Raw genomic sequence first — 17,035 nt, forward strand, 5'->3', positions numbered from 1 at the left:
GAAATACCCGTATCTGGGTATCTCTCTTATCATGTGCAAAATTTACCTTTTTATTCTATTCTTTTAAATGTAGACTTCGGATAATGGCCTTCTGCTGGTTCGCAATATGCTTTTTAACCTCCATAAGTGCCGCCTCCTCATCCCGGGCCTTAACCGCCCGGTAGATTGCTTCATGCTCTGTAATCAGGGTTCTCCTGGCCTTTGCATCCTTCAGATACTCTACCCGGTACCGGTACATCTGCTCCCGAAGATTACTCAGGATCTGCACCAGGCGGCGGTTGTTGGTCCCGCTGTATATGGTCTCATGGAATTCTACATCTGCCTGGGCAAGGGCCGTCAGATCGTCTGTTTCCATCAGAGAGGCAAACCTGTCTGAGATTTCCTTCAGCTTTTCTATGGACTCATTCCCCATTCGGCTGCAGGCCAGCTTGATTGCCAGCTCCTCCAGGCCCATCCGTACTTCCAGAACATCATTGAGTTCCCGCTCTGTGATGGAGGCTACTTTTGCCCCCTTCCGGGGTATCATAATAACAAGTCCTTCCAGTTCCAGCTTGCGGATCGCTTCCCGGATAGGGGTTCTGCTGACCCCCAGGCGGTTGGCCAGGGATATCTCCATCAGACGCTCTCCCGGTTTCAGCTGTCCTGTGAGAATAGCCTCTCTGAGAGTATTAAATACGACATCACGCAAAGGCAGATACTCGTCCATATGCATCTGGAAATCATTTGTCATGCGTAGTTTCCTCCATTTCCATTGTTAAAAATGGTCGTCAGAAATACCTGTTTCGCCAGTCTGCTCTTCTTCAGCTGCCGGCATGCATTTCTGGCTGTCTTATCATTGTCAAACAGTCCGAAGACCGTGGGTCCGCTTCCGCTCATCATTGCGTTTAGAGCGCCGTGGCTCTTCATATGATTCTTAATCTCCTGAATCACCGGATAGTTTGGAATCGTTACTGTCTCCAGTACATTCTCCATCTTTCCCGCAATGCTCCTTAAGTCCTTCCTATGCAGTCCCTTCACCAGACCGTCTATGTCCGCATGCCAGGCAAGGTCGTTAGCATGCAGATTTTCATATACGAACTTCGTGGAAACGCTGATCCCCGGCTTTCCAATTAAAACGTAGCATTTGGGCATGGGAGGCAGAACCGATAACCTCTCTCCAATCCCCTCCGCCAGGGCGGTTCCTCTCATTATACAGTAGGGAACGTCTGCTCCTATGGCAACTGCCCGCTCCATCAGCTCCTGCTGGGACAAGCCCAAGCGGAATATACGGTTGACCCCCACCATTGCCGCTGCCGCGTCTGAACTTCCCCCGGCCATACCTGCTGCCACCGGTATGAATTTCCTGAGATTGATCACCAATCCGTCATGAATATTGAACTCCTCCAGAAGAAGCCTGGATGCTTTGTAAACAAGATTATTTTCATTTGTGGGAATATAGGGCAGATTCGTTGTCAGTACAATCCCGGGTGCTTTTTTCCGCTTTATGTCCAGCTGATCGTACATATTAATGGTCTGCATTACCATACGGACTTCATGATAACCATCCTCCCGGCGTCGCACTACATCCAACCCCAAATTTATCTTAGCCAAGGCTCTTAATCGCATGTGTCTCTCCTTGTATTTCGCATGTACTTTGTATACTGTATCCGTTTTTATACAATCTATCTTACCCGATTTTATTAGGTTTTACAACATATTTTGTCGGATTCCGGAAAGTTCATGCATTCTTTCTAAACCTGGGGACGTTTATTAGTCAATATTGACCATAGTACGTAGGATGATTGTTAATTCAGAAAAAGGCCATGTATCTCAAAGGCCTTTTTCAGTATTTCTTTTTAAATTGTCATTCCGCCATCTGCCATAATAACTGCACCATTAACAAATGCGGCTTCCTCACATGCGGCAAATAAGATTGCCTCTGCGATCTCCGTATCTTTCCCTAACCGGCCCATGGGCTGCCTGGCGATAAAATCCTCTCTGGCTGCCTTGGGATCCTCAAACACTGCGATCCGCTCCTCCAGAGACGGGGTTTCCGTTGTCCCCGGACAGATGCAGTTGCAGCGAATGTTCTCCTTTATGTAATCAGCTGCCATGGATCTGGTAAGGGCTACCACAGCTCCCTTGGAAGCTGCATATGCGGCTCTGTCTCTGACTCCCTTTACAGCCACAGCGGAAGCGTTGTTAACAATCACTCCCCCTCCGTTCTGCCGCATAACATCTACCGCATACTTAGACACCAGGTAACAGCTCTTGGCATTGACAGCCATAGAGGTGTCCCAATCTTTCTCTGTGACTGTCTCCACGTTGCCGGGCAGTACCACACCGGCATTATTCACCAGTATATCCACTCTTCCATAGATTTGTACCGCCTGGCGGATCAGTTTTTCTGCCCCTCCAGCCTGAGAGACATCTGCCTGTACAAAGGTACACTCACCCCCTGCCTCAATAATTCGCCCGCAGGTCTCCCGGCCATGGGCCTCCGTGCGCCCGTTTACCACAACCTTGGCTCCAAGCTCAGCAAACCTGACAGCCGCGGCCCTGCCAATCCCCACTCCGGATCCTGTGATTACTACAACTTTTCCGCTAAAATTCATATCCTATCCTCCTACACATGCAGCAATCTGGCTGCATTTTCATACAGAATCCTGTCCAGGCTGCCCTCAGATATAAAGTCCATGCTTTTTATTCTATTCAGATACTCCTTCACACGGTCAGCTCCCTTGTCCTCAAAGGCGCTCAGTCCGAGCCGCTCACCCTCAGAACCCCAGACAATTTTCTGATCCCCTATGCTGTGCATACAGCGCCGGATTACAGACTCTGTGAGGCCGGGGGCAAAGGTATATTCCAGGACATCTAAAAAGGTGAGATCAATAATAACATTCTCATTCATCTTTGCCACAAGAAGCGCTTCCTCCACCCATGGATAGCCGGCGTGCATTATTACAATGTGCAGCCGGGGAAACCGTACCGCTATGTTATCAATATAGATGGGTTCATTATACTTCATCTGCTGAAACCTATGAGCCTTTATCCCTGTATGAATCAGCACCGGAACCTCCTTATCCTGTGCCAAAGCATACATTTCATCCAGCCGCCGGTCATCCGGGTAAAACCCACTGTGGGGATAAAGCTTACAGCCTTTCACCCCCGATTCAAGCATTGTCTCAAGCTCCTTAGCCGGCTCTTTGACACTGTCCGGATGCACGGAACCCACTGCGTACAGACGTCCGCCCGACGCCCCTGCCAGATTCGCAGCCTTCCTCCAGGATACGTTTGTCCCGTGCCGGATTCCCTGTGGACCGTGGTCTGTAGCCAGTATGGCTCCTCTGTCCATCTGCAGACGGTCCAGAAAGGACAGAACTTCCTCAACCGGTGTATGTTCGGATATATGAATATGAAAATCTAAAACTTTCATGTGTTCACCTGACTTTCCAATCCGCCAGGCACTTATGCTTTCGGTACACTCACGGATCCACTTTTAAGTCTACACTGTCCATATTTTGGATTACCTTCAAAAATTCCGACTTAAAAACATCCTCGTTGAGATCCATAATCATTCTAATGTGCTCAATGTGCTGCTTCATATACTCTCCGGCCGCTTTTTCATCCCTTTTCTTAAGTGCCTGGACGATTCTGATATGATCCTGATGGACAACCTTCCTCACTTCTAAGTAGCGTCCCGTTACCTCTCTGCTCAGAGACGCCAGATTGTCCACGATCTGCATAATAAGTAAAAACAAATAATTCCCCGTGGCTTTGAATATTGTGGTGTGCAATTTTCTGTCATCCTCTGCAAAGCTGTACGGATTTTCCAGGTTAGAATTGCGCACAATGGCCTCCACTTCCTCTATCTGCTCATCGGTTATCAGCCGGGCCGCCATCTCAGCCGCGGCAGGTTCAAATAATTCCCGTATCTCCATAAGCTGTTCATAATTAAACTTTCCCAAATCCATGCAGAGACGGAAGGGCATCATTAATTTATCAACGTCCAGATCGGAAACGTACAGCCCGTCTCCCTGGTGAATGTCGATAATTCCCGAAATCACCAGTGCGCTGACCGCTTCTCTCACAGATGGCCGCCCCACGCCGAACCGCTGTGCCAGTTCCCTCTCGGAAGGCAGCTTGTCCCCCGGCTTCATATCTGATTTCAAAATTAAATCAATGATTTCGTTTGCTACAATATTTGCTTTTCGGTTTCCATCCAGGCTCCCCATATTCCTTTTCTCCTCTACTGTTATTATTTTATCGTAAAACGGCATGCAAGCGGACTTCCTGCTTGCTGTATTATGGCTACACTGACAATATTACCATATTTCACCGCAAGTGCAAGCTGTCCCCACACTTCCTGTATGCCACCTTCAGGTAAGAAATATTCTCCCGCTTTCAAGGGATACCCGGATGAAGCGGAACTCCTTGGCTTACTCTATAACCACATCAATTCGTTTGCCTTCCCATACATCCACAAGTCCGAATTCTGACATTTTCAGTGTCCCAATCTCAACAGGAACACCCATGAGAGCCAACTGGGTCATGGGACCGTCAAATGTACAACCCATGTCCCTGATTACTTTGTTAAACCCGAGGACTTCTCCTACCAGTTCCTCGAAGGGTTTTTCAGACAGCAGCCCGAACAATGGGAGAGCTACCTCTGCCACCACTTTTCCGTGACAGGCTGCCACAAAGCCTCCGCCTAACTCCTGGAGCCGGTTGGCCACCACTGCCATATCCTGCTCACAGGCACCCACGATAAAAATGTCTTCCTTTTGTCCATTCCAGGTGTTGCCCATTGCCCCCTCCTTAAGGCCAAAGCCCTGGACAAACCCCACGCCCCACTTCCGCGAAGTCTGGTACCGGTCAACCTTCGCCACCTTAAGGATATCCTGCGCTCTGTCTGTCAGAACTTTCCCGTTCTCCACAGGAAGGACTGCCGTTCTTGCTTCCGTAACCAACAGCCCATTTTTCTGGCCAATCACATGCACCTTTGCAGTCCCTGCGTCCCGGGGCGCGTCAACGGCAAAATCCCCGGCGCACATAGCCTTCTTTGGAAGCTGTACCGTTTGATAGGCAAAATCGGGATATTTCGGAGCCTGCATGCTTCCCGTATACCGGTAGTTGACCGCCACAATCTCTCCGTTGGCAATCACAGTGCCAATGGCAAACCGCGGGAGATCCAAAACGATCAGAATATCAGCGATTCTGCCCGGTGCGATTCCCCCCATGTCATCGTCAACTCCCGCATATCTGGCTGCACGTATGCTCGCCATCTGAACCGCAGTCATGGGATCCACGCCCCTCTCAATCATCCCTCTGACCTTATAGTCCAGGTGCCCAAGGGAATACAGTTCCGCAACCTCTTCTTCATCTGTGCAGATCATAAAATTACTGGAGTCCAGTTTTTTCTCCACAAGGGTTTTGCTCATATTGTCAATGTCCCTGGCCGCCGTGCCCTGGCGGGTCATAATGGCAAGCCCCAGTCTGGCCCGGTCTACGGCCTCGCTGCACTCCACACATTCATGAGTGGAGGAATGTCCAAGACAGCAGTAGGCCTGCAGCGTCTTTTCAGGAGTCTCACTGTCATGCCCCAGATTTCTTTTGCCCTGGCGCAGCGTCTCCTCCAGAAGCTTAAGCACCACCTCATCCTTCTCTGTCATCATGCTCACGGGCCATTCACTGATCCCTATGCACTCAGGATAAGATAGTAATTCAAACAAATCTTCCGCCGACACCTGCCCGGAATTTCCAAACGGTCCGTTCTGTACGTAAATTTGCGAGGCCACCTGATAAATGGGTTTTAAGGGTGTCTTTTTCATCTCATCCAGACAAAAGCGTATAGCCTTCTTTCCTCTGGCAATGCCTATCTCATAAAAATCTGTGATGATGCCTGTAGTGCCGTGAGCAAGCACCGCCTTGGCAAACTCGGTCATGGTCAGCTGCGAGCCTCCCACGTGCTGGTGAGTCTCAATCATTCCCGGACACAGATAACATCCCGCGGCGTCAATTCTCTTCGTATTTTCTCCAATTGTATGTGACACATCCCCCACATAGGCGATACGGGTCCCTTTTACGGCTATATCCGCAGGATAGTATTCCCCGGTATACACATTTACCAGGGTTCCCCCTGTGATTACCATATCCGCCGGTTCCCTGCCCAGAGCCACCTGAGCCGCTTCTATCCTCGGTGTCTGATTTGCATACTCCATAATTCATCCTCCTAATTTTCCTGCAGAGAGTCGTAGATTTTCTCCAGATACACGGTGCTCATTGTCTGTATGGGGGGCTTAATGTGCCTGTTTTCCGGGGGCGTGCCCTGTATCGTCAGAACCGCATTCTCAACAAACATCTTTCCCATCTCTTCCGGATACTGTACAATAGTTGCCGCCATCTCTCCCTTATAGACGTTCTGAATCGCCTCCAGCGCCCCATTGTATCCGCACAGAAGCACATCCTCAGTCTTGTTGGCAGCCTTTAGCGCTTCCATGGCGCCGATGGCCATCTCGTCATTCATAGCCATAACTGCCGACAAGTCCGGATTACCGGCTATGATATCACTCATAGCGTTCAGGCCCTCATCTCTGGCCCAATTAGCCGCCACAGATGCCGCCACTTCTATATCGGGATATTGATCAATTACGCTGTGGAAGCCTTTTAGCCGGTCTGTGTTCGTGGATGACCCTGAACCGCCCTCTATAATAGCAATTTTGCCTTTTCCGCCGATCTGTTCTGTCATCCATTCCCCTGCCAGCTCACCGCCTAATACATTGTCAGTTCCAATATAGGCCACTACCTCTCCGCCGTCCACATCAGAGTCAATGGTAAATACGGGGATTCCCGCCTCATTGGCTGCCTCCACTACGGGTATATTTCCTGATGCATCAAAGGGTGTGATTGCTATGGCATCTACCTTTGTCTGGATCATATCTTCCGAGGCCTTTACATTTTCCTCAATGGTCTTAGAGCCAAGAACTGTGATATCAACCCCCATGATATCCGCCATTGCCTCGGCCCCGTTCTTTACGGACAGGAAAAACGGGTTGCTCAAATCCCCCACTACCATCCCCAAACGGTATCTTTTATCTGCTTTCACAGACGTGGTATAATCTAACTTCATGTCCGTATCCGTGATAGCAGCCATTGCCTTGTTGGCTGACACCGTATCTACCATATATACAGGAGGCTTCAGGTGATCCGTATCCGGGTATACACCTCTTGCTGCAATGTCATACGCAGCGTCTACAAACATCCTCCCCATTTCCTCCGGGAACTGGGCCACGGTTGCCGCCATATCGCCGTTATAAATATTCTGTATCGCCTCTGCCGCCCCATTATACCCGCACAGGACAACATCCTGCGTCTTTCCGGCCGCCTTCAGCGCTTCCATGGCCCCCAGGGCCATCTCATCATTCATGGCCATTACTGCCGCAAGGTCCGGATTGCCGGCTATGATATCGCTCATGGCATTCAGCCCTTCGTCCCTGGCCCAGTTGGCCGCCACAGACGCCACCACCTCGATCTCCGGATACTGATCGATGACATTGCGGAATCCCTTCAGCCGGTAAGTATTAGTAGACGAGCCTGATCCCCCTTCTATAATGGCAATCTTTCCTTTTCCGTTGATTTTGTCTGCCATCCATTCCCCGGCCAGTTCTCCTCCCAGCTCATTGTCTGTACCAATATAGGAGACAACCTCTCCTCCGTCCACAGTGGAGTCAATGGTAAACACAGGGATCCCCGCCGCATTGGCCGATTCCACCAGAGGAATATTGCCCGTGGCGTCAAATGGCGTGATTGCCATAACATCCACCTTCGTCTGGATCATATCCTCCCCTGCCTTTACATTTTCCTCAATGGTTTTGGAGCCAAGGACTGTAATTGAGACACCCAGTTCTCCGGCCCGCTTCTCAGCCGCCTCTTTGACTGTGAGAAAAAAGGGGTTGCTTAGATCCCCCACTATCATCCCCAGCCGAATATCCTCCGGCTGCTTAGTCTCTGCTGTCTTGCCTTCCTCCTTCGTCTCTGTGGTCTCTGTCTCCTCTGCCTTCTGCTTTGCGCAGCCGGGCAGCATACTCACTGCCAGTAAAGCTGCCAAAAGTATAGATATCCATCTGTTTCCTTTCCTTTGTTTTCTTTTCATCTTTCTCCTCCTAACTTTTAACGCTCTTTTTTGCTGAACTGATCAATGAGAATCGCCGCAATGATGATAAGACCGATACAAACCTGCTGCCAATAGGCAGATACCCCGATGATATTCAGTCCATTTCTAATGGAGATCGTTATCATAACACCTACAACCGTTCCTCTCAGGCTTCCTATGCCTCCGCTCAGGGAGGTCCCCCCGATTACTACGGAGGCAATGGTATCCATAACATCTGCCTCACCGATGGTTGCCTGCCCGGAATTGAGCCTTGAGGTAACAATGACACCTGCCAGTGCAGCTAAGGTCCCTGATATTATGAACACCAGCATCTTTGTTTTCTTCACATTTATACCAGACAGGCCGGCCGCCTCCTCATTTCCTCCCACAGCAAACAGATTCACGCCGAATTTTGTGGATTTAACAACAACTCCGAATACGGCCAGCAGAATGAGGAAAATAATAACCGGAAACGGAATCGCCCCAATCTTCCCCTGGCCCAGGAATTTAAACAGGCCGGGGAATCCATAAACGGAGGTTCCTCCTGTGATAATCAGAGCAAGCCCCCTGGCAATGCCCTGCATGCTTAAGGTTGCAACAAATGCAGGAAAATTAAATCTGGATACCAGGAAACCATTTACCATTCCGCACACGGTTCCCACCAACAGGGCAATAAGCAGCGCCGCGAATATGGGCAGCTGGTATTTGACACTTAATACGGCTATGACGGCACCGGCAAACGCTTCTATAGAACCCAGAGACAGGTCGATCTGGCCGGAGATGAGAATCAGTGTCATTCCAATGGCCAGGATCATAATATTAGCCGACTGGAGAAACATATTGCTGAAATTGCTGATGGTCAAAAAATACGGTGATACAATACTCAGGGATATCCAGATGGCAATCAGCGCAAACAGAGTACTTAAGTTCTTTACCGTGGATCTGTTCACATACTTTCCTACCCATGCTTTTTCTTTTTCAAGCTGTGCTTTCATCTTTAACCTCCTTTGCGCAGTAATGAATGATAAGCTCCTCCGTTGCCTCACGAGCTGTCAGTCTGGCTGTTATATGGCCATACCTCATGACCAGGATTCTGTCACTGATATTCAGAATCTCAGGCAGTTCGGAGGATATCATAATAATGGCCGCCCCCGCCTTTGCCAGCTGTTCCATCAGCATATAAATCTCTGCCTTGGCTCCGATATCAATCCCTCTGGTGGGCTCATCAAATATAATAATTTTGGCATTCACGGACATCCATTTTCCCAATATCACCTTCTGCTGGTTCCCCCCGCTTAGATTTTTTACAAGCTGCTTCAGAGACGGGGTCTTTATCTTGATGACATCCACATAATACTTCGCGTTCTCGGCAACGGCTTTTTTATCCACAAACGGACCCTTAAAAAATTTCGGTTTTGTTTTGATGCAGTTTAGTCCTGAGACTGAGATATTGTCTTTGATGGACATATTCAGCAGCAGCCCCTGGTTTTTCCGGTCTTCCGTCAGCAGCGCGATTCCGTGGTTGACAGCATCTGTGACATTACGGATCTGGACTTTTTTGCCCTCAATCCATATCTCACCGCTGTCCACCGGATCCGCGCCGAACACAGCCCTCACCAGCTCCGTTCTCCCTGCGCCCACAAATCCGGATATTCCCAGAATTTCACCGGCCCTGGCAGAAAAGGAAATGTCGTGAAGTACACCGCTTTTGGAGAGATGCTTCACCTCCAGAAGCGTCTCTCCCGGTGTGATCTGCATCTTGGGATAGCGGTTGGACAAGTCTCTTCCTACCATGCGGGTGATGATTTCATCCATATTCGTGTCCTTTATATCCATGGATGTAACCAGCTGTCCGTCCCGGAGAATGGTAACCCTGTCACAGATATCCATAATCTCCTCCAGGCGGTGGGATACATAGGTGATAGAAACTCCCCGTTCCTTCAGCTCCCGGATCACCTGAAAGAGCTTTTCCTGTTCCGTGGGACTCAGGGAAGAGGTGGGCTCGTCCATAAAGATGATTTTTGCATTGTGGGACAGGGATTTTGCAATCTCTACCATCTGAGCCTGAGAAATACTTAATTTTTTTATCTTTGTCCTGGGAGAAAAGTCCAGCCCAAGCAGTTCCAGATAATGTCCTGCTTCCTCATACATCCGCTTTTTGTCGATCAGGCCATTCCTTTTTGTGGGGAGATTTCCCATGAAAATATTGGCTGCCACATCCAGTTCAGGAAGCAGATTCAGTTCCTGATGAATGACACTGATCCCCAGGTCAAAGGCCTCTCTTGGATGCTGAGGGGCATAGGGCTTTCCGTCCAAAAGTATCTCCCCTCCGTCCGGCCTGTAGATTCCCGTAAGAGATTTGATCAGTGTGGATTTTCCGGCGCCGTTCTCCCCTACCAGGGCATGGACCTCCCCCTTTTTCAGAATGAAGTCTACACCGTTTAAAGCCTGCACCCCAGCAAAATGCTTTTTCAACCCTTTTACTTCTAAAACCGGCATACTGTCACTTCCTTTCTTCCTCCGGGAAGCCTACGCCATCCCCAGCAGTTCCCTAGCTTTGGCAGCAATCTCGTTCTCCGAGGGTACCGTAGAAGCCTCATATTCGGGAATATAGTGGTATGGCAAATCCGGCATGGTCAGACGGGCCATCCGGGTACCTGCCCCGCCTTCTGCCACCCTTGTCATAATCTCTCCCGCAATGCTGCCGGTTCTGGGAGACTCTTCGGCTACCACCAGTCTTCCTGTCTTTTTCACAGACTCCAGAATCATCTGATAATCCATAGGCTTAATTGTTCTGGGGTCAATCACCTCTGCCTGGATACCCTCAGTCTCCAGCATGTCTGCTGCCCTGGCTGCCCGCAATGCCATCATTCCCCAGGCGACAATGGTAAGGTCCTTTCCCTCCCGCACAATCCTTCCTTTTCCTAGTTCCGTTTCAAAATAGGTGTCCTCCACTTCTTCCTCCACGTCGTATACCTGCCTGTGTTCCAGGAAGATCACCGGATCGCCGCACTTTAAGGAAGCTCTCAGCAATCCCATGGCATCCCTCACAGTACTGGGGGCGACAATAGTAAGCCCGGGTGAATTATGAAGCCAGGCCTCCGTACATTGACTGTGCTCCGGCCCCCCTCCCCCAGCGGAAAAAAGTCCCATAGGCGCCCGGATTACCATATGGATAGGTTCCCGGTATCTGTGCTGGTATCTCCATTTAGGAATGTCATTTACAATCTCATTTCCCACACACAGCAGAAAGTCAGCCGCCCAGATTTCAGGAACTACTGTCATGCCGGCCAGAGCCGCGCCAAAGGCAATGCCTATGATACCGTTCTCTGCCACCGGGCACTCCAGGATACGTTCCTTTCCATAGGTAAGATGAAACTTTGGCGTGATTACCTTTGAAAACAGAGAGCCGGTGTAATAGAAAGCCTCTCCCATCATGAGCATTTCCTGGTTTTTCTGCATTTCTTCAAACAATACTCTGCGTATTCCTTCCCTCAGTGTTACTCTCATGTTTTACCTCCTATCTGATCACCTATAGTATACTTTCCGGTATATTTCTGAGGGGTCTGTTACAGGTGCTTTTTCCACCTTCTGATAGAGTTCACGGATCTGCCCCCTCAGTGTGTCACACAGGGCTTCGTCCTTCTCCCTGCTCCAGATCCCCATGCCGATTAAGGATTTTTTTGCCCTCCCGATGGGATCCTTTTCTTTCCATTCCTCTATCTCAGCCTCATCCCGGTATGCATAGTGATCCTCAAAAGGTATATGTTCAGAAATACGGTAGGTGATTCCCTCCAGTACACTGGGGCCTTTTCCCTCACGCGCCCGGCTGACAGCGTTCTCCACAGCCTCTGCCACGGCAAACATATCATTGCCGTCAAACCGTATCACCGGGATATCAAAACCTCTCCACATATCAGACATGTTCCCGGGCGCATACACTTCCTCTGTCCTTGAGCTGACAGAAAATCCGTTGTTCTCTGCCAGATAAATCACAGGGAGCTTCCACAGCACCGCCATATTCAGTGCCTCATAATACATCCCTCTTGCGGCAGCCGCCTCCCCGTAGTAGCATAAAGCTACTGTTTTTGTCTTTCTCTCCTTGGCAGCCAGGGCAAGTCCGGCAGCAATGGTAAACCGGGAGCCAAAGACCCCGTTTCTCCCTACAACCCCTATCTCAGGCGCATAGGTGTGCATGACACTGCCGCTTCCGTCATTGGTTCCTCCTGTCTTGAAAAACATATCACGCATTACCGCCTCCAGGGATACCCCCTTTGCCAGAAGAGAACCCACACCCCGGTGGGTATAGTAGAGGTAATCTGTCTTTCGCAGAACAAACGCCCCTGCCACAGACAGAGCCTCCTGTCCGATCCCCGAGTGGTAATGGCGCAGATTGACCCCTTTTTTCACAAATTCGTTTTCACAGAACTCGTCCAGCAGACGGCTGGTTACCATAATTTCGTATAATTTCAGTATCTTTTCGTTTGTCAATATTCTCCCTTCCTTCCCTGCCCTTTACGGAACGATCACCGCACGTCCGGTCAGCCTGTTATTCTGCAGATCCTCAAATACCTGCTCAATCTTTTGCATCGGATATATATGGGTAACAGGCTGCAGTTTTTTTCTCTCCACCAAAGACATCAGTTCTTCAATATCCTGTATGCTGACCCCTCTGGATCCATAGATCTCCAGTTCCTTCAGCACTACATCTGCCAGCGGAATGCTCAGGGATTTGTCCTTTCCATATCCCGCCAGGACCACCCTGGATCCGCTTACCAGAATCGAGGCACAGCCTGTAATCGCCGGGGGATATCCGGTGGTATCAAACAGCACATTCCATTCCCCCCATGCCCGGAGTTTTTCCAGATACCCTTCCTCTGAGGAATTAACCGTATATGCCGCACCGTTATCCCTGGCCATCCCAAGCTTATCTTCGTTTATATCAACAGCTGCTGTCTCTGCTCCGCACAGGGCGGCAAGCTGAAGGGCCTGCATTCCCACTCCCCCTACTCCCAGAACAATCACCCGGTCCATGGGAGTCAGCTTGATCCGCTTAACCAGCGCGTGGTATGGGACCCCTGCACCGCAGGGCATAACTGCCGCTTCCTCGTCCCGTACACCGTCCGGAACCTTTACCAGGTTCTGACACTTAATCTTCATATATTCGGCAAATGCCCCGTCCATAGTGATCCCTATCCTTGCCGATACATGTTCGCACAGAGTCTCCCGTCCGGTACGGCAGTATTTACAGCTTTTACAGGTAACATATGTGGCAGTTACTACCCGGTCTCCGATCTTTACGTTGTGTACCGCACTTCCTTTCTTTACCACTATCCCCATAGGCTCATGTCCCAAAATGCGGGGAACCCCATTCGTTTCTATATCGCCTTTCATAACCTTAATATCTGTGGCGCAGACCCCGCAGGCTTTTATCTGCAGAATCACCTCATCGTTTTCTGTTATTTCCGGAAGCTCAACATTGATCAGATGGGCGCCTTTTTCCATGCTTTCCAGGACCATTGCTTTCATTGCCATTCCTCTCTTTCGTGCATTTCCCTATAATCACAATAGGATGCCTTCATACAGTACCACGAGTAGTTTCTGCATGTCTGACATCCTATTTATGTCTGCTTATTTTCCAAAAATAATCTTTCTAGCTTCGTCAGGACTTGCCACATCTCTGCCAAGGCTCCGGGAGATTGCAGCGATTTTCTCTACCAGCTGGGCATTGGTTTTTGCATATTCTCCGGGAGCAATATAAGGATTATCCTCCCAGCCCACTCGCACATGGCCGCCAAGGAGAATTGCCTGGGTCAGCATCTCCCAATTTTTATTTACATCATAGCTCATAACACTCACGTTAAAATTGGCATTGGCAGGCAGATGATCTACAAAGTTAATGAGAGATTTAGGGGTAGGCGGTGTCCACGCGCCGCCGGGCCATGCGATAAATAACGTAGTCCAGATTGGTTCATCTTCTTTAAACAAACCTTCCTTTCTCAATGCTTCGATGTTGTAAAAAGCTCCTGTGGTAAAAGACTCAATCTCTGGCTTTACTCCCTTTTCATTGCATGCATTGAGGAATTCCCGCAGCTCCTGGATAGGATGTACTGCATAGGTGCACTTGGGCGGCTTGTCAGGATTCGGCTGGAAGCATTCATCATGAGCATTAAAGCAGTAGGACATCATATCTGGTTTCTGATCCATAAGCTTCACCTTCGCAGGCATCCGGGCACTGGCAATTCCGTACTGAATTACCGGATCCGCATGTTCCTTTATGCGGTCCTTCAGCTCCTGCCATCCATCAAAATCTATGGCGGAAAGCTGTCTTCCGTCCGGCTGAATCTCATCCTCCAGAAAATGAACCCCATGAACATGGCAGATACTGGCTCCTGCATCCACTGCACGGTTATATTCTTCGGCCGTTGTCTTTACATCCCCCATCCTGGGGCAGTAGGGATTATCCGGATAAGATGCACTGGAGTCTACAGTTGCGGTGATAATTAACTTGTCCATTCTTTTACCTCTCTTTCTTAATATGTAGGATACGTTCTATTGGTAATATCATTTAACTGGTATTACCAGTGATGTTACTTTCATTATAGTGGGAGTACATTTTTCTGTCAATATTACTTTTTAACAATTATTGATTTGATTATTTGTGATTAATTACCATTTATTAAGATAACATTTTAGTTGTCCCTGGGATAAAAGGGCAGGACGGCTCTAAAAAGGACGCCGCCCACAGCCTTTTCAGGCTATGAGGCAGCGTCCCTTTCTTGGATCAGCTTTCCACTTTCTTCATTAAAATCAGCGTATCATAGGGCTTAATCTCTTCTGACTCCAGTTCATTCAATTCCATAATGGTATCAATCGTAGTATAGAACGCCTTGGCAATATCCCAGAGAGTGTCCTGGGGCTGCACCAGGTATCCCGTAATGCCCGGCATATTGTGAAGCTTTTCCTTATCCAGTTCCTGTTCCTCAATCCCTGAGATCAGACCCTGGGGGTTCTGTCTCACCACAAGTGCATTGAGATTCATTACAATTTTGACCTCTATCTCATCACTGTCAATCATGGTTGTGGACAGCTGCTCCAGATCCGCCCGCAGATGATAGACACAGTTTTGGTCAATTCCTTTTGCCTCTACCACATGACTGAAGGGTATCATAGCATTCATAGAATAGAACGGCATATCATCATCCCCTACAATATAGAGAATTCTTACCTGTACAACCCCGTCCACCTGTATGCCGTTTTCTACGATTCTGGTATCATCCACTTTTACCATGCCGTCGCTATGGCAGATCTGAAGAATTTTTCCCTGGTCTTCTTCTACCTTCACCCGATCATTGACCTTACATTTTGAGAAGTTCTTTACAAGGAGACTTTCCAGGGTCTGTGTCTCCCGAATGGGAATGCACTCTTTCAGAGGTGTATAGACATCCAGAAGAAGAGAGAGTTCTTCCTCCTCGTACACCTTAATCTCAAGCTCAAGAACCACATCTACCCCGATCATCCGCTCTTCCCCGTCCCCGTCCAGCTTCACCTTCAGGTCGCTCTGGCTGACGTTCACCTCAATATTGGGGATCATATCCATGGCACAGCCCAGACACTCCACTTCCTGCGCAAAGGGAACCGAGTGCTCCAGCCACTGCAGGGAATTATTGTCATCATTGCCGCTGTACAGAGCAAATAAAAAGAGCTCCCCTTTTACAGTCACCTTGTCATCCTCTGTACGGATATCCAGGCCTCTCACCTCGATTGTGTCCCAGAGAAGTTCATAAATATTAGGCTTGTTGGATGCCAGGGCAATTTCCTCTTTGATCCGCATGGTATCCTTTTTATGTACCGCCAGACCCATGACACTGATGGGCTGCTTTTTCTGTGAGATATCCTCCTCCACAAGCCCTATGGGAAGACGTACCTCTCCCGTCTCATCCACACCGGCCATAAATGTTACCAGTGCCTTGACACTTAATTTTCTGGAATTGATGAGCTGCAGGCTCAGATCCTCGATCTCCCACTTCAGGCGCACCTTATCTCCGTTTTCCAGTCCGTTCAGATGAAGCGTCTCACCGATAGGCAGTCTGCCCTGGAGACTATGTATCCTTCTCTCTTCACTGTCCCCCACATAGAGCAGGGAAATTACCAGCTCTCCTTTAATATAGGCAGCTCCCTCAGAAATCTGAACATCCTCAATCAGTACTTCCCCTTTTTTCTGGATCATCCGCCCCACATCTGGTTTTACATCCGGAACATTTAAATCCTCGTCAAATGTCACCTGGCTGATTGCCTGGCATTTTACTGTCAGCATCTGCATCTGTTTCGTTAATAATTCCAAAATATGCCCTCTTTTCTATAATTTATTCGAATATCACCGGCTCTTCCCGGTATTCCATCTTGATCACAATGGTGGGATACGACGGCTCTTCCTTGATCTCCTGATCTCTGTCAGGCCCGATCAGAGTGGTCTGCAGATGAATCGCGTTATCCCACAGAGACAAATCCGCGATCTGAATGCTGTATCCTCCTGTTTCCTGTTTTCCATATCCCTTCAGCAGGTAGAGATATTCTCCGTCCTGATATGTCATCTGGAATTCCTTTTCTTTATTTTCTTCAATTAAGTCTGCTACCTCTTCCGGGAAGTCATCTGTTTTCATCACCGTATATTCTGGTTTCACTACATCATCAGCTTTTACCTTGGTCAGACTGCATCCTCCGAGAAAGACTGCCATCATACTGACCAGCAGGAGTCCTATTGTCCATTTTTTCATAATGATGCCCTTTTTCCCATTCTTACCAATATTTTATGTGGAATGTTCAAATTTATTCTTCTCTTTTCTCATTGCAAGGTTTTTGTTTTTTCCGTATAATGGATATGTACCATTTGGTATAGAAATG

15 protein-coding genes are annotated in these 17,035 nt (G+C 48.9%); all 15 read right to left on the reverse strand.

Annotated elements, in window-relative coordinates; all coding sequences use genetic code 11:
• Window positions 1–55: 55 nt before the first annotated feature.
• The 15 genes from GKG41_RS02790 to GKG41_RS02860 all read right to left on the reverse strand — a co-directional run bounded on the left by GKG41_RS02790 (window position 56) and on the right by GKG41_RS02860 (window position 16,908).
• The gene (locus GKG41_RS02790; RefSeq protein WP_154256960.1) at window positions 56–730 is read right to left on the reverse strand and encodes a GntR family transcriptional regulator; all 675 of its coding nucleotides are present in this window, start codon (window positions 728–730) and stop codon (window positions 56–58) included.
• Window positions 727–1,656 (reverse strand): 4-(cytidine 5'-diphospho)-2-C-methyl-D-erythritol kinase, encoded by a 930-nt coding sequence (gene ispE, locus GKG41_RS02795; RefSeq protein WP_319018597.1) that lies wholly within the window; start codon window positions 1,654–1,656, stop codon window positions 727–729. The genes GKG41_RS02790 and ispE overlap by 4 nt, the downstream gene beginning before the upstream one ends.
• Window positions 1,657–1,835: 179 nt before the next feature.
• Complete coding sequence (locus tag GKG41_RS02800) at window positions 1,836–2,594, reverse strand: glucose 1-dehydrogenase (RefSeq protein ID WP_154256962.1); 759 nt, start codon at window positions 2,592–2,594, stop codon at window positions 1,836–1,838.
• 11 nt (window positions 2,595–2,605) lie between these two features.
• Window positions 2,606–3,415 carry an amidohydrolase family protein gene (locus tag GKG41_RS02805; protein ID WP_154256963.1) on the reverse strand — a complete coding sequence of 270 codons (810 nt, stop codon included), beginning with the start codon at window positions 3,413–3,415 and terminating at the stop codon, window positions 2,606–2,608.
• Window positions 3,416–3,464: 49 nt separating this feature from the next.
• Window positions 3,465–4,259 (reverse strand): FadR/GntR family transcriptional regulator, encoded by a 795-nt coding sequence (locus GKG41_RS02810; RefSeq protein WP_154256964.1) that lies wholly within the window; start codon window positions 4,257–4,259, stop codon window positions 3,465–3,467.
• Between the two features lie 159 nt (window positions 4,260–4,418).
• Entirely contained in the window at window positions 4,419–6,200 is a 1,782-nt protein-coding gene (locus tag GKG41_RS02815) for an adenine deaminase C-terminal domain-containing protein (RefSeq protein WP_154256965.1), read from the reverse strand.
• Between the two features lie 11 nt (window positions 6,201–6,211).
• Window positions 6,212–8,131 (reverse strand): sugar ABC transporter substrate-binding protein, encoded by a 1,920-nt coding sequence (locus tag GKG41_RS02820; RefSeq protein ID WP_154256966.1) that lies wholly within the window; start codon window positions 8,129–8,131, stop codon window positions 6,212–6,214.
• Window positions 8,132–8,148: 17 nt separating this feature from the next.
• The gene (locus tag GKG41_RS02825; RefSeq protein ID WP_154256967.1) at window positions 8,149–9,126 is read right to left on the reverse strand and encodes an ABC transporter permease; all 978 of its coding nucleotides are present in this window, start codon (window positions 9,124–9,126) and stop codon (window positions 8,149–8,151) included.
• Window positions 9,110–10,630 carry a sugar ABC transporter ATP-binding protein gene (locus GKG41_RS02830; protein ID WP_154256968.1) on the reverse strand — a complete coding sequence of 507 codons (1,521 nt, stop codon included), beginning with the start codon at window positions 10,628–10,630 and terminating at the stop codon, window positions 9,110–9,112. Before GKG41_RS02830 ends, GKG41_RS02825 begins: the two co-directional genes overlap by 17 nt.
• A 30-nt stretch (window positions 10,631–10,660) precedes the next feature.
• The gene (locus GKG41_RS02835) at window positions 10,661–11,641 is read right to left on the reverse strand and encodes a transketolase C-terminal domain-containing protein (RefSeq protein ID WP_154256969.1); all 981 of its coding nucleotides are present in this window, start codon (window positions 11,639–11,641) and stop codon (window positions 10,661–10,663) included.
• 18 nt (window positions 11,642–11,659) lie between these two features.
• Window positions 11,660–12,622 (reverse strand): thiamine pyrophosphate-dependent dehydrogenase E1 component subunit alpha, encoded by a 963-nt coding sequence (locus GKG41_RS02840; RefSeq protein ID WP_154256970.1) that lies wholly within the window; start codon window positions 12,620–12,622, stop codon window positions 11,660–11,662.
• 24 nt (window positions 12,623–12,646) lie between these two features.
• Entirely contained in the window at window positions 12,647–13,660 is a 1,014-nt protein-coding gene (locus GKG41_RS02845) for an alcohol dehydrogenase catalytic domain-containing protein (RefSeq protein ID WP_173015648.1), read from the reverse strand.
• A gap of 102 nt (window positions 13,661–13,762) precedes the next feature.
• Entirely contained in the window at window positions 13,763–14,647 is an 885-nt protein-coding gene (locus GKG41_RS02850) for a 3-keto-5-aminohexanoate cleavage protein (RefSeq protein ID WP_154256972.1), read from the reverse strand.
• A gap of 268 nt (window positions 14,648–14,915) precedes the next feature.
• Window positions 14,916–16,475: an SPOCS domain-containing protein gene (locus GKG41_RS02855; RefSeq protein ID WP_154256973.1), complete on the reverse strand. Its 1,560-nt coding sequence runs from the start codon at window positions 16,473–16,475 to the stop codon at window positions 14,916–14,918.
• A 22-nt stretch (window positions 16,476–16,497) separates the two neighbouring features.
• Entirely contained in the window at window positions 16,498–16,908 is a 411-nt protein-coding gene (locus GKG41_RS02860; RefSeq protein WP_154256974.1) for a protease complex subunit PrcB family protein, read from the reverse strand.
• Window positions 16,909–17,035: the final 127 nt, after the last annotated feature.

This window comes from Lactonifactor sp. BIOML-A5 (assembly GCF_009677585.1).
Classification (GTDB): Bacteria; Bacillota; Clostridia; order Lachnospirales; family Lachnospiraceae; genus Lactonifactor.

Excerpts from the sequence above, each read along its gene's own strand:
- GKG41_RS02860 (WP_154256974.1), bottom strand. The coding sequence starts at position 16,908 with ATGAAAAAATGGACAATAGGACTCCTGCTGGTCAGTATGATGGCAGTC.
- GKG41_RS02815 (WP_154256965.1), bottom strand. The coding sequence starts at position 6,200 with ATGGAGTATGCAAATCAGACACCGAGGATAGAAGCGGCTCAGGTGGCT.
- GKG41_RS02820 (WP_154256966.1), bottom strand. The coding sequence starts at position 8,131 with ATGAAAAGAAAACAAAGGAAAGGAAACAGATGGATATCTATACTTTTG.
- GKG41_RS02830 (WP_154256968.1), bottom strand. The coding sequence starts at position 10,630 with ATGCCGGTTTTAGAAGTAAAAGGGTTGAAAAAGCATTTTGCTGGGGTG.
- GKG41_RS02800 (WP_154256962.1), bottom strand. The coding sequence starts at position 2,594 with ATGAATTTTAGCGGAAAAGTTGTAGTAATCACAGGATCCGGAGTGGGG.
- GKG41_RS02845 (WP_173015648.1), bottom strand. The coding sequence starts at position 13,660 with ATGAAAGCAATGGTCCTGGAAAGCATGGAAAAAGGCGCCCATCTGATC.
- GKG41_RS02825 (WP_154256967.1), bottom strand. The coding sequence starts at position 9,126 with ATGAAAGCACAGCTTGAAAAAGAAAAAGCATGGGTAGGAAAGTATGTG.
- GKG41_RS02810 (WP_154256964.1), bottom strand. The coding sequence starts at position 4,259 with ATGCCGTTTTACGATAAAATAATAACAGTAGAGGAGAAAAGGAATATG.
- GKG41_RS02835 (WP_154256969.1), bottom strand. The coding sequence starts at position 11,641 with ATGAGAGTAACACTGAGGGAAGGAATACGCAGAGTATTGTTTGAAGAA.
- GKG41_RS02790 (WP_154256960.1), bottom strand. The coding sequence starts at position 730 with ATGACAAATGATTTCCAGATGCATATGGACGAGTATCTGCCTTTGCGT.
- GKG41_RS02850 (WP_154256972.1), bottom strand. The coding sequence starts at position 14,647 with ATGGACAAGTTAATTATCACCGCAACTGTAGACTCCAGTGCATCTTAT.
- GKG41_RS02805 (WP_154256963.1), bottom strand. The coding sequence starts at position 3,415 with ATGAAAGTTTTAGATTTTCATATTCATATATCCGAACATACACCGGTT.